The 13144-nt window shown below is 64.6% G+C and carries 10 protein-coding genes and 1 tRNA gene; 7 read left to right on the top strand and 4 right to left on the bottom strand.

The window, feature by feature from the left end:
- Positions 1 to 72 precede the first annotated feature (72 nt).
- Genes betI through betB form a run of 5 tightly spaced genes read left to right on the top strand, consistent with a single transcriptional unit; the run spans position 73 to position 6355 of the window.
- On the top strand, positions 73 to 663 hold the full coding sequence (betI, locus tag MJ8_RS10335) for a transcriptional regulator BetI (RefSeq protein WP_201414279.1): 591 nt from the start codon (positions 73 to 75) through the stop codon (positions 661 to 663).
- Complete coding sequence (gene betC / locus MJ8_RS10330) at positions 660 to 2189, top strand: choline-sulfatase (RefSeq protein WP_201414278.1); 1530 nt, start codon at positions 660 to 662, stop codon at positions 2187 to 2189. Before betI ends, betC begins: the two co-directional genes overlap by 4 nt.
- Positions 2186 to 3190 carry a threonine/serine dehydratase gene (locus MJ8_RS10325; RefSeq protein WP_201414277.1) on the top strand — a complete coding sequence of 335 codons (1005 nt, stop codon included), beginning with the start codon at positions 2186 to 2188 and terminating at the stop codon, positions 3188 to 3190. The genes betC and MJ8_RS10325 overlap by 4 nt, the downstream gene beginning before the upstream one ends.
- Positions 3183 to 4835 (top strand): choline dehydrogenase, encoded by a 1653-nt coding sequence (gene betA / locus MJ8_RS10320; RefSeq protein WP_201414276.1) that lies wholly within the window; start codon positions 3183 to 3185, stop codon positions 4833 to 4835. Before MJ8_RS10325 ends, betA begins: the two co-directional genes overlap by 8 nt.
- Before the next feature lie 56 nt (positions 4836 to 4891).
- Positions 4892 to 6355 carry a betaine-aldehyde dehydrogenase gene (betB, locus tag MJ8_RS10315; RefSeq protein ID WP_201414275.1) on the top strand — a complete coding sequence of 488 codons (1464 nt, stop codon included), beginning with the start codon at positions 4892 to 4894 and terminating at the stop codon, positions 6353 to 6355.
- Here the strand turns inward: betB and MJ8_RS10310 are convergent.
- Complete coding sequence (locus MJ8_RS10310) at positions 6349 to 8589, bottom strand: AGE family epimerase/isomerase (protein ID WP_201414274.1); 2241 nt, start codon at positions 8587 to 8589, stop codon at positions 6349 to 6351. The two genes, betB and MJ8_RS10310, sit on opposite strands and share 7 nt — an antisense overlap.
- Positions 8590 to 8780: 191 nt before the next feature.
- Between MJ8_RS10310 and MJ8_RS10305 the strand changes: the two genes are divergently transcribed.
- Together MJ8_RS10305 and MJ8_RS10300 are read left to right on the top strand one after the other, a co-directional pair.
- Positions 8781 to 8857 (top strand) — tRNA-Pro (locus MJ8_RS10305).
- Between the two features lie 178 nt (positions 8858 to 9035).
- On the top strand, positions 9036 to 9365 hold the full coding sequence (locus MJ8_RS10300) for a hypothetical protein (RefSeq protein WP_201414273.1): 330 nt from the start codon (positions 9036 to 9038) through the stop codon (positions 9363 to 9365).
- A 28-nt stretch (positions 9366 to 9393) separates the two neighbouring features.
- Here MJ8_RS10300 and MJ8_RS10295 read toward each other — a convergent pair whose 3' ends face one another.
- From MJ8_RS10295 to MJ8_RS10285, 3 genes are read right to left on the bottom strand one after another with little or no spacing between them, the layout of a single operon-like run.
- Entirely contained in the window at positions 9394 to 11010 is a 1617-nt protein-coding gene (locus MJ8_RS10295; protein WP_201414272.1) for an ABC transporter ATP-binding protein, read from the bottom strand.
- Between the two features lie 16 nt (positions 11011 to 11026).
- Complete coding sequence (locus MJ8_RS10290; RefSeq protein WP_201414271.1) at positions 11027 to 12151, bottom strand: ABC transporter permease; 1125 nt, start codon at positions 12149 to 12151, stop codon at positions 11027 to 11029.
- Positions 12144 to 13067, bottom strand: coding sequence for an ABC transporter permease subunit (locus tag MJ8_RS10285; RefSeq protein WP_201414270.1), 924 nt, complete (start codon positions 13065 to 13067; stop codon positions 12144 to 12146). Before MJ8_RS10285 ends, MJ8_RS10290 begins: the two co-directional genes overlap by 8 nt.
- Positions 13068 to 13144 lie beyond the last annotated feature (77 nt).

Genomic DNA, 13144 nt, shown 5'->3' with positions numbered 1-13144 from the left:
GATCCCGGTGTCGATTTTTTATTGATTGATGAGTCAATAAAAAATAATCTCGACTCGAACCGGACCCCCAAAATGCCGAAAATCGGAATGGAGCCAGTGCGCCGCAAGGCGCTGATCGATGCGACGATTTCAGCGATCGGCGAGCGCGGATCGCTGGACGTGACAATGTCGGAGATCGCCGGCCGCGCCGGCGTGTCGTCGGCGCTGGCGCATCACTATTTCGGCGCCAAGGACGAGCTGCTGTTCGCGACGATGCGGCACATCCTCGCCGAGCTCAACACTGACACGAGGCGTGCGTTCAGCCTTGCGGCGACGCCGCGCCAGCGCGTCTCGGCGGTCGTGGCCGTCAGCTTTTCCGACGATCAATTCCAGTCTCAGATCATCGCCGCCTGGCTCGCCTTCTATGTCGAGGCGCAGAAATCGACCGAACTGCGGCGGCTGCTGCGCATTTACGCGCGCCGGCTGCATTCGAACCTGATGAGCGGGCTGACCGGCATTCTGCCGCGGAACGAGGCCGACCGCGTGGCGGAAGCGACCGCCGCGCTGATCGACGGGCTCTACATCCGTCGCGCGCTGAAGGACGGCACCCCCAACGCTCAGAGCGCCATCGCGCTTATCGAAGACTATCTCGAAACCAAGCTCAATGGACGGAGCCTGCCTTGACCACCCGGCGACCCAATTTCCTGATCGTCATGGTCGATCAGCTCAACGGCACGCTCTTCCCGGACGGCCCGGCCGAGTTCCTGCATGCGCCGCATCTGAAGGCGCTCGCTCGGCGCTCGGCGCGCTTCGCCAACACCTATACCGCCTCGCCGCTCTGCGCCCCGGGCCGCGCCTCGTTCATGAGCGGGCAACTGCCGTCGCGCACGCAGGTCTACGACAACGCCGCGGAATTCGCCTCCTCGATCCCGACCTATGCGCATCACCTGCGCAGCGCCGGCTATCACACGGTGCTCTCCGGCAAGATGCATTTCGTCGGTCCCGACCAGTTGCACGGTTTCGAGGAGCGTCTCACCACCGACATCTATCCCGCCGATTTCGGTTGGACGCCGGACTATCGCAAGCCCGGCGAGCGCATCGACTGGTGGTACCACAATCTGGGTTCGGTGACCGGCGCCGGGGTCGCCGAAATCACCAACCAGATGGAGTATGACGACGAGGTCGCCTTCCACGCGACGCAGAAGCTCTATGAATTCGCCCGCGTGTCGAATGATGCGGACCGGCGCCCCTGGTGCCTGACCGTTTCCTTCACGCATCCGCACGATCCCTATGTCGCCCGGCGCAAATACTGGGACCTTTACGAGGATTGCCCGGTGCTGGAGCCGGAGGTGGGCTTCATCCCCTATGATAGCCAGGACCCGCATTCGAAGCGGCTCTACAAGGCATCGGACTACGACAGTTTCGACATCACCCCGGAGCAGATCCGCCGCTCGCGGCGCGGCTATTTCGCCAACATCTCCTATCTCGACGACAAAGTCGGCGAGCTTCTGGACGTTCTCAAGCGCACGCGCATGCTCGACGACACGATCGTGCTGTTCTGCTCCGACCATGGCGACATGCTGGGCGAGCGCGGCCTGTGGTTCAAGATGTGCTTCTACGAGGGCGCGGCGCGGGTGCCTTTGATGATGGCCGGTAAGGGCATCGAGGCCGGGCTGATCACGGCCCCTGTCTCCAATCTCGACGTGGCGCCGACGCTCTGCGACCTCGCCGGCATCGACATGAGTGCGATTTCGCCATGGACGGACGGCCAGTCGCTGTTGCCGCTCGCCGGCGGTAAGGAGCGCTCGGCGCCGGTGCTGATGGAATATGCAGCCGAAGGCTCCTACGCGCCGATGGTGGCGATCCGTGAGGGCAAATACAAATTCGTCCATTGCGAGCTCGATCCGCCGCAGCTCTTCGACCTCGACGCCGATCCGCGCGAGCTCGACAATCTCGCCGCCAGCCCCGCTTACGCCGACCTGGTGTCAGCCTTCATGGAAAAAGTCCGCGCACGCTGGAACATGGCGAGCTTCGACGCCGCCGTGCGCGAAAGCCAGGCGCGCCGCTGGGTAATCTATCCGGCGCTGCGCAACGGCGCTTACTACCCATGGGAGTTCCAGCCGCTGCAGAAAGCGTCGGAGCGCTACATGCGCAATCACATGAACCTCGACAATCTCGAGGAGAGCAAACGGTATCCGAGAGGCGAATGATGGCAGACATTCTCGTCCCTACGCTTGATCATCTGAAGCGGGCCTATGCCGTCACCTCGGCGGCCACGCAGTTGACGCCGCTGCTGGAGTCTGCGGCTTTGGCCAGGGAAACCGGCGCCGCGCGCGTCTTCGTCAAGCCGGAGTCGCTGCAATGGGCCGGCTCCTTCAAGGTGCGCGGCGCCTATTGGCGGCTGAACCGGCTTACGCCGGATGAAGCTAAGAAGGGCGTGGTGGCCTATTCCTCCGGCAATTTCGCGCAAGGGCTGGCGGCCGCCGGCCAGGCGCTGGGCATCCCGGTCACCATCGTCATGCCGATCGACGCGCCAGCCGCCAAGCGCGACGCGACGGCCGGCTATGGCGCGCGGGTGGTGCTGACCGACCATGGCGAGCGCGCCCGCGAAGAAGTTGCGGCTGCAAAGGCGCGCGAGATCGCCGAGACCGAGCATCTCACCCTGCTGCATCCCTTCGACGATCCGGAGATCGTCGCCGGCCAGGCCGGCGCGGGGCTGGAAGCGCTCGAACAGTTGGCAGCGAAGAAGGCGCATGCCGACCTGGTGTTCTGCTCTGTCGGCGGCGGCGGGCTGATCGGCGGCGTCTCGCTCGCCTTCCATTATCTGTCGCCCAGGACCGAGATCATTGCCGTCGAGCCGGAGGGTTTCAACGGCATGGGCTCCTCGCTGGCGCATGGCGCGATCGAGACCATGCCGATCGGGCCGAAATCGATCTGCGACGGGCTGATGGCGCGCAAGCCCGGCGACGCGCCCTTCGCGGCGGTGAGTGCCGCCGGAGTGCGCGGCGTCACCGTCGACGACGCCTCGGTGCGGCGGGCGATGAAGATCGCCTTCGAGCGGATGAAGCTGGTGCTGGAACCTTCGGGTGCCGCATCGCTCGCCGCCCTTCTCGGCGGCAAGGTGGATGTGGCGGGAAAATCGGTCCTTGTGGTTGCAACCGGCGGCAATGTCTCGCTCGCCGATTTTATGGCGCATATGAACGATGCTTGAAGCGGATTTCGTCATCATCGGCTCCGGCTCCGCCGGCTCGGCCATGGCCTATCGCCTGTCGGAGGACGGCAAGCACTCGGTGATCGTCATCGAGTTCGGCGGCACCGATATGGGGCCGCTGATCCAGATGCCGTCGGCGCTGTCGATCCCGCTCAACATGAGCCTCTACGACTGGGGTTTCGCCAGCGAGCCGGAGCCGCATCTCGGCGGCCGCGTGCTTGCCACGCCGCGCGGCAAGGTGATCGGCGGCTCCTCCTCGATCAACGGCATGGTCTATGTGCGCGGACATGCGCATGACTTCGACCATTGGGCCGAACAGGGTGCGGCCGGCTGGGCCTTCGCCGACGTGCTCCCCTACTTCAAGCGCATGGAGGATTCCGAGGGCGGCGAGGATGGCTGGCGCGGCAAAGGCGGGCCACTGCATGTGCAGCGCGGGACGCGGAAAAATCCGCTCTACGGTGCCTTTGTCGAGGCCGGCCGCCAGGCCGGTTTCGAGCTCACCGACGACTACAACGGCTCGAAGCAGGAAGGCTTCGGGCCGATGGAGCAGACCATTCTGGGCGGCCGCCGCTGGTCCGCTGCGAACGCCTATCTGAAGCCGGCTCTCAAACGCAAGAATGTTAGCCTGCTCAAAGGTTTCGCGCGGCGCGTGGTGATCGAGAATCAACGCGCCGTCGGGGTCGAGATCGAAGCTAACAAAAAGATTCAGGTCGTTAAGGCGCGGCGTGAGGTGATCGTCGCGGCATCGTCGATCAACTCGCCGAAAATCCTGATGCTCTCCGGCATCGGCCCGGGCGCGCATCTCCAGGAAAACGGCATAAAGGTTATCGCCGACCGGCCGGGCGTCGGTGCCAATCTGCAGGACCATCTGGAGCTTTACATCCAACAGGAATCGACCAGGCCGATCACGCTGAACTCCGTGCTCAATCCCTTCTCCAAGGCATTGATCGGCGCGCAGTGGCTGTTCTTCAAGAGCGGGCTTGGCGCCACCAATCATTTCGAGGCCGCGGCCTTCGTGCGTTCGCAGGCCGGCGTCGACTACCCGGATATCCAGTACCACTTCATCCCCGCGGCGGTGCGCTATGACGGCAAGGCGGCGGCGAAGTCGCACGGCTTCCAGGCGCATGTCGGGCCGATGCGCTCGAAGTCGCGCGGCTCAGTGACGCTGCGCTCGCCGGATCCAAAGACGAAGCCGGTGATCCGCTTCAACTACATGTCGCATCCGGACGACTGGAGCGAGTTCCGCCACTGCATCCGGCTGACACGCGAGATTTTTGGCCAGAAGGCTTTCGACGGCTTTCGCGGCAAGGAGATTTCACCGGGCAGCCATGTGCAGACCGACGACGAGCTCGACGCCTTCATACGCGACCATGCCGAAAGCGCCTACCACCCCTGCGGCACCTGCCGGATGGGCCGCGCCGACGATCCGACCGCCGTCGTCGATCCGGAATGCCGGGTGATCGGCGTCGAGGGGCTGCGTGTCGCAGATTCCTCGATCTTCCCGCGGGTGACCAACGGCAATCTCAATGCGCCGTCGATCATGACCGGCGAGAAGGCGTCCGATCATATCCTCGGCCGCACGCCGCTGGCGCCATCCAACCAGGAACCCTGGATCAATCCGCGCTGGCAGGTGGCGGACCGATAGGGCATTGTCGAGGCGGGCGCCCTCCCCGCCCAGCGACCAATGAACGGAGATAAGCCATGCGCGCTCAGCCGACGGCATCGCATTATGTCAACGGCCGCTACATCGAGGACGAAGGCGGCGCGCCTTTGCCGGTGATTTATCCCGCGACCGGCGAAACCATCGCGACGCTGCATTCGGCGACGCCGAACGTTCTGGAGCTGGCAATCGAGGCGGCCCGCTCCGCCCAGCCGGCCTGGGCGCGGCTGAAGCCGGTCGAGCGCGGCCGCATCCTGCGCCGCGCCGCCGACATTCTGCGCGCGCGCAACGCCGATCTGGCGCGGATCGAAACGCTGGACACCGGCAAGGCGATCCAGGAAACGCTGGTGGCCGATGCGCCTTCGGCCGCCGACTGCCTGGAATATTTCGCCGGAGCGGTCGCCGCCTTCAATGGCGAGATGATCGATCTCGGCGGGCCTTTCGCCTACACGCGCCGCGAGCCGCTCGGCGTCTGTGTCGGCATTGGTGCCTGGAACTACCCGATCCAGATCGCCGGCTGGAAGTCGGCGCCGGCGCTGGCCATGGGCAATGCCATGGTATTCAAGCCTTCGGAGAACACACCGCTGTCGGCGCTGGCGCTGGCCGAGATCTACTCGGAGGCCGGCCTGCCCGACGGGTTGTTCAACGTCGTGCAAGGCTATGGCGATGTCGGCGCCGGCCTCGTCGGCCATGACGTCGTGGCAAAGGTTTCGGTGACCGGCTCGGTGCCCACGGGGCGCAAGGTGCTGTCGCTCGCCGGCTCCAAGATGAAGCACGCCACCATGGAGCTTGGCGGCAAGTCGCCGCTCATCGTCTTCGACGACGCCGATCTCGAGAACGCCATCGGTGGCGCCATGCTCGGCAATTTCTACTCCACCGGCCAGATCTGCTCCAACGGCACGCGTGTCTTCGTGCAGAAAGGCCTTCATGACCGTTTCGTCGAGCGGCTGGTCGAGCGGACGAAAAAAATACGCATCGGCGATCCGCTCGATCCCGAAACGCAGATGGGGCCGCTGGTCAACAAGGCGCAGCAGGAGAAGGTCGTCTCCTATATCGAAGCCGGCAAGCGGGAAGGTGCGAGCCTCGCCTGCGGCGGCAATGTGCCCTCGTTGCAAGGTTTCGAGGGCGGCTTCTTCATCGAGCCGACCGTGTTCACCAATGTCACCGATACGATGCGGATCGCGCGCGAAGAGATCTTCGGGCCGGTGATGAGCGTCTTGAAATTCGATAGCGAAGACGAGGTGATCGAGCGCGCCAACGACATCGAGTTCGGGCTGGCGGCCGGCGTGTTCACGCGCGACCTGCCGCGCGCCCACCGGGTGATTGCCGAACTGCAGGCCGGCACCTGCTGGATCAACGCCTATAATCTGACCCCGGTCGAAATGCCCTTCGGCGGCGTCAAGCAGTCCGGCATCGGCCGCGAGAACTCGCTGGCCGCGCTGGCGCATTATTCGCAGCTCAAGGCGGTTTATGTCGAGACGGGGGACGTGGCGGCGCCTTACTGAGAGCTGCCCGCCGTCCCGTCCAAATACTGTGTCAGCGCATAGACCAGATGGTAGAAGATGCTTGCGGGCACTTCGGTCGCCAGTGAGCGGCCGCGTTCGTCGATGCGGTCGATCCAGAGGCCGAGCGGCGCCGGGTCGATATGCCAGCGGAACAGGCGGCCGACGCGCGCCTCAATCTCGGGCTTGAGGTCCGGCCCGCCCGAGCCGTCGAGCGCGATCGCCGCCTTGATCGCCTCGGCCTGCGGCCAGCTTCGCGAGACCGTGTCGAGCGGCAGGCCCTGCCGCGAGACGGCGCCATAGGCAAGGCCGGTGGCGCGGTTGAGGCCATTGGCAACGGCCGAGGCATAGAGCTTGCGGGCGAAAGCGGTGAGTTCACCCTGACCGCTGCGGGCGGCGAAATCGACCAGCAGCGAGGCCCATTCGAAATGATGGCCAGGCTCGGTCCAGTTCCGCTTCTCGCCCGCGGCCGGTTTCCAGCCTTCGTCGAAATATTCGCCCAGCGTCCAGCTTTCGGCATCGAAGAAATGACTGCGGAAAAGGTCGATGATGCGCGCCGCGCGGCGCAGATAGGCGCGCTCGCCGGTCGCCCTGTGCCAGGCGAGGAAGGCCTCGAGCAGGTGCATATGCGGATTGGAACGCCGTTCTTCCGCACCGTCGGAGGTTTCCAGAAAGCCGGTCATGCGGGCGTCTTCCAGATGCGCATCGAGGAAGGCGAACGTCTCCTCGCCGAGCCGCAACGCGTCGGGATGGCCCGACATATGGGCATGCGCCAGCGCCAGAAGCACGCAGGAATGATCGTAAGCGTCCTCGACCGGATCGGCGACCGAGCCGTCGATGTTGAGCGTGCGCACCCAGCCGCCCCGCTTCGTGCGGCCCTGCCCCGCCATGAAGTCGATGCCATGCGCGATCAGCCGGTCGGCCGGGCCGTCCCAGCCGCGCTCCTTGGCGACCGCGAACGCGTAGACCTGGCGCGCCTGCGTGCGCATGCGCTTGAGCTTCATCAGCGGCGAAGCGTCGAAGCCCAGCGCCTCGTGGAAGCCGCCATGGCGCTCGTCGACGCCGACCGTCGACCACAGCGGCAGCGTCTCCTCGAACAGCCAGTGGCGCACGCGCCGCCGCCAGGCGCCGCTCTCGATGACGCGGTCATGCGCCGGCGTGAACCGCGTTTCCAGCCGGCCGGATTTCTCCAACTGCTCGACGATCTTCTTGACGTGCTGGCTATGACTGACAGGGGCGACGAAGGTGGCGTCGGCCGTGGAGACGATGGCGACGTCCTTCATACCGATGGCCGACAGCAGGCGACCTTCGCTGCGGATATAGGAGTTCTCGCAATCGATGGCGACGACATCTCCGACGATGACGTTGCCCTGCCCATCGGACGGGCCGACGTCCAGCAACGACTGCCAGGAGCCGAGATCGTTCCAGCGGAAGCCCGCCGGCACCATGGCGATGTCTTTCGCGCGTTCCATGATGGCGTAGTCGATCGAGGTCGACGGGATCGCGGAATAAAGCTCCAGCGGCATGTAGAGGCCGGACAGATCGCTGGTCGCAGCCTCGTAGGCGGCTTGCGTCGCCTGCCAGATTTTCGGTTCATAGGCCGCGAAGGCGTCGCGCATGGCGCCGGCGCGGAACAGGAAGATGCCGGTGTTCCAGTAGAAACTGCCGGCGTCGAGATAGGCCTGCGCGGTGGCGAGATCGGGCTTCTCGACGAAGCGCGAGACGTCGAAGACGCCGTCCCTGCCGGTCCCGACCTCGATATAGCCGTAGCCGGTCTCGGGCTGAGTCGGCTTGAGGCCGAACACCACGAGCCGCCCGGCATTTGCCGCGCCCGCGCCCGCCTCGATGCTCTGCCAGAACTGAGCGGCCGTCGAAATCTCATGATCGGACGGCACCACCAGAACCAGTTCGTCGCCATATTCGGAGAGCGTGCGCAGGCTGGCCAGCGCCACCGCGGCCGCCGTGTTGCGCCCCGTCGGCTCGAACAGCGGCCCGCCGCCGCCGAGGTCGATGCCCGCAAGGTCGGCATGGACGCGCTCGGCGTGACGCTCCGCGGCGATCAGGAAGATCGGCGTCTCGCCCTGCGGCCGCGCTGCCAAGCGCCGCAAGGTTTTCGCGAGCATCGAGCCGTCGCCGGAAAAATCGTGGAACTGCTTGGGATTGTCCTCGCGCGACAGCGGCCACAGCCGCGAGCCGACGCCGCCACTCATGACAAAACTGACGATGCGGTGGCTCATGAACGACCTTGTCAAACGTCCGGCTCCGATGCCCTGGACTTACGACAAAAGCCTTTAAGCCCACCTTTACCCGGCAGCCAAATCCTAAGCCATTCGGGCAAGCTTCGCGAAAGAAAGGAAATGCGACAGAAGTGCTGTCATTGACGCTTGCAGGATCGGAAAGCGGCAGCTATAAGCCCGCGGTCTGGTCACGGAGTGTAGCGCAGTCTGGTAGCGCACCTCGTTCGGGACGAGGGGGTCGCAGGTTCAAATCCTGCCACTCCGACCAGAAAAAACAAGCACTTGGACGCTTGCAATCCCGCGCCTCGTTGACTTTTCATCGTCGGGCCGTGAGCCGATTGGCTACTGCCGCTTATTGCGCTCGACAGCCGGCCCTTACTTTGACCTAATGGTGTATTGTCCTGGGTTTGTGGAGCGCGGAGTCCGCAGAGCGACTGAATGAGAGAATGACATTCAAGCGCATACCCATCTCGATCGCGACGCTGCTTCTGGCGGCAGGCTGCTCGTCGACCACCGCGTCGATCAATCCTACGAAATACGACAAGATGAACTGCCCCGAGCTCAACAATGCGGTCGGCGAGACCGCGACCGATATTTCACGCACCGCGATCGCCCGCGGCGAGGTCGCCAACACCAGTGTACCGAACTGGCTGCTCGGCGGCGAACGTGTGAAGACGGTGGTTGCCAATCGCGAAAGCGCTCGGATCGAACGCCTGCAGCAACAGCAGCAGGTGATTGTCGCGACGCGCAGCCAGAGGTGCCCATCCGCGCATTGAGGCGAGCGAGGCCAGGCTCGCCCCGGCTTCAGGCGCTCATTCTGAATCGTGTCGAATCGATCGCGGCGTTCATCAGCGTCTGCGTGTAGGCCTCGCGCGGATTGTCGAAGATCTCCTGGGTTGGGCCTTCCTCGACGATCTTCCCCTGCTTCATGACGATGATGTAGTCGGCCATGGCGCGCACCACCGCGAGGTCGTGGCTTATGAAGAGGTAGGACAGTTCGTGGTCGGCCTGCAGCTTGCGCAAGAGCTCGACGATCTGCTTCTGCACCGAGCGGTCGAGCGCCGAGGTCGGCTCGTCCAGCACCACCACTTTCGGCATGAGGATCATGGCGCGGGCAATGGCGATGCGTTGGCGCTGGCCGCCGGAAAATTCGTGCGGATAGCGGTTGCGGGCGTTGGGGTCGAGGCCGACCTCGCGCAGCGCCTCGACGGCGCGCTGGTCGCGCTGCTTGCCTGTCAGCGAGGGCTCATGCACCAGAAGCCCCTCGGTGATCACCTGGCCGACGGTCATGCGCGGCGACAGCGAACCGAACGGATCCTGGAAGACGAGCTGCAATTCGCGCCTGAGCGGCCGCATCGCCCGGCGGTCGGCTTCGGAAATATCGCGGTCGCCGAAGCGGATGACGCCCTCGCTGGGCAAGAGCCTCAGCAGCGCGCGGCCGAGCGTCGACTTGCCCGAACCGGATTCGCCGACGATGCCGATGGTCTGATTGCGCTTCAGCCGGATCGAGATCCTGTCGACCGCGCGCAGCATCAGGGGCTCGCCGCCGAGAAAGCCGCCGCCGATCTTGAACACGACCTCGACATTGCGTCCTTCGAGCAGCACCGGCGAATTGGCCGGCGGCGCCGCCTTGCTGCCGGTCGGCTCGGCCGCGAGCAGCATCTTGGTGTAGGCGTGCTGAGGATTGGCAAAGAGCGCTTCCGCCGCGCCCTCCTCTACTACCTCGCCCTGGCGCATGACATAGACGCGGTCGGCGAAACGGCGCACGATGCCGAGGTCGTGCGTGATGAAGACGATGGCCATGCCGAGCTTGCGCTGCAGTTCGGCCAGCAGCATCAGGATCTGCGCCTGGATGGTGACGTCGAGCGCGGTCGTCGGCTCGTCTGCGATCAGGATGTCGGGATCATTGGCCAAAGCCATGGCGATCATGACGCGCTGCCGCTGGCCGCCCGACATTTCGTGCGGATAGGATTTCATCCGCCGTTCGGGATCGGGGATGTGCACCAGCCTTAGCAGCTTCAGCGCCTCTTCGCGCGCGGCCTGGGCATTCAGGCCGCGATGCCGCCGGATCGGCTCCATCAACTGGTTGCCGATGGTGTAGAGCGGATCGAGCGAGGTCATCGGCTCCTGAAAGATCATGCTGATCTTGCGGCCGCGCACCTTGTTGAGCTCGCTCTTGGTCATCGTCAGAAGGTTCTGCCCGCGATAGTCGACCTGGCCCGTGGCCTCGCCGTTGGAGGAAAGCAGGCTCATCGCCGCCATCATCGTCTGGCTCTTGCCGGAGCCGGATTCGCCGACGACGGCGACCGTCTCGCCGGCATTGACCGTGATATTGATGCCCTTGACGGCCTCGACCGTGCCGTCGAGGGTCTGGAAGCGGACGCGCAAATCCTTGACGCTGAGGATCGTTTCGGCGGCCATGTCAGCGCTCCCCATCTTATCGATCCTTCGGGTCGAGCGCGTCGCGCAGGCCGTCGCCGACGAAATTCAGCGCGAACAACGTCGAGACGAGGAAGAAGGCCGGGAACAGGAGCAGCCAGTTGGCATAGCCGATGTTCTTGGCGCCGACCGAGATCAGCACGCCCCAGCTGGTCATCGGCTCCTGCACGCCGAGGCCAAGGAAGGAGAGGAAGCTCTCCAGGATGATCACCTGCGGCACCAAGAGCGTCATGTAGATGACGACCGGGCCGAGGAGGTTCGGAATGACATGGCGCAGCAGGATGCCGCGCTGGCCGACGCCCATGGCCTCCGCCGCCTGGACATATTCCTGCCTGCGGATCGACAGCGCCTGGCCGCGCACGATGCGCGCCATGTCGAGCCACAGCACCGCGCCCACCGCTAAAAACATCAGCACGAAGTTGCGGCCGAAGAACACCACAAGCATGATGACGAAGAAGATGAAGGGCAGCGAATAAAGTACGTCGACGATGCGCATCATCACCTCGTCGACGCGGCCGCCGGCAAAGCCTGCGGTCGCGCCGTAGATGACGCCGATGACGCCGGCCACGACGCCGGCAAGCAGACCGATAGCGAGCGAAATGCGTCCGGCCATCAGCGTGCGAGAGAGCAGGTCGCGACCGGTGTTGTCGGTGCCGAAGAAGAAATATTGCTGCTTCACGGCCGAGCTCATCGTCACTTCGAGGCCGTCGGGCGACTTGTTCTCGATCCTGGTGTCGTCGAAGGCGTCGGAGCGGTCGAGATAGCGGACGTTGCGGTCGTCGATCGGCTTGGTCGAGGTGACGGTGACGATGATGCGATTGCCGTCCTGGTGCCATTCCTTGATGTCGGCGCGCATGCGCTTGATGGCGTCGCTCAGCGCGCCCTGGATCATGTCGGGCTTCGGATAGGCCGAGAGGCTCGGCGGCATGCGCACATAGTCGCCATAGATGGTCGTGTATTCATGCGGTACGACCCAGGGACCGCAAATGCTGATGACGGCGATGAAAGCCAGGTAATAGAGGCTGAGCATGGCGGCGCGGTTGCGCTTGAGCCGCGCCCAGGCATTGCCCCAGAGCGAGCGGCCGACGATCGGCTCGGGTACGGCGACGGCGAGCTCAGTCATAGCGCACCCTCGGATCGACCACCGCGTAGAGGAGATCGACGATCAGGTTGAAGACGATGGTGAAGAGCGCGATCACCACCACGGTTCCCATGACCAACGTGTAGTCGCGGTTGAGCGCGGCATCGACGAAATAGCGACCGACGCCGGGGATGGAGAAGATCGTCTCGACGATGATCGAGCCGGTGAGCAGTGACGCGGCCGCCGGACCGGTGAAGGAGACGATCGGCAGGACAGCGCCGCGCAGCGCGTGCTTGACCACCACCGACCAGTCGGAAAGGCCGAGCGCCCGGGCGGTGCGGATGTGGTGCGAGCGCAGGCTCTCGATCATCGAGCCGCGCATCAGGCGCGCGACGATCGCGATCTGCGGCAAGGCCAGCGTCAACACCGGGCCGACCTTGTTGATGAGGGCGCCGTCGCCCCAACCGCCGATCGGCAGCAGCTTCCAGGAAAGTCCGAAGACGAGCTGGATCACCGGCGCGGTGACGAAGGTCGGGATGGTGCTGCCGGCCGTGGCTAGAGCGATCACCGAATAGTCGGCTATTTTATTCTGGTTGAGCGCCGCGATAGTGCCGAGAATCGAGCCCAACAGCAGCGCCAGCACCAGCGCCGAGGTGCCGATCTGCACCGAGATCGGCAGGCCCTTGGCGAAGAGTTCGGTGACGGTGAAATCCGGCAGATTGTAGCTCGGACCAAAACTGCCGCGCAAAAGATTGCCGAGATAGTGGAGATATTGCAGCCAGAGCGGATCGTTGAGGCCGAACTGGGCTTCGAGATTGGCCCTGATCTCAGGGCTCAGGCCCCGTTCCTGATTGAACGGGCCGCCTGGCGCGACGCGGATCAGGAAGAACGCCACCGTCACGATGACGAACAGCGTGGGAATGGCGGTCAACAACCGCCGGAAGACATAACGCAGCATCGGCGCCCCGCTTCAGCCAGGGCGACAGCTCTCCAGTCGAAGATCCGTGGCGCGCCGGCATTTCTGATCTTCGCACC

It is taken from the genome of Mesorhizobium sp. J8 (assembly GCF_016591715.1).
In the GTDB taxonomy this organism is placed as follows: Bacteria; Pseudomonadota; Alphaproteobacteria; order Rhizobiales; family Rhizobiaceae; genus Mesorhizobium.
The sequence above is the reverse complement of the archived record's forward strand: the minus strand, read 5'-3'. Positions and strand labels throughout refer to the sequence as shown.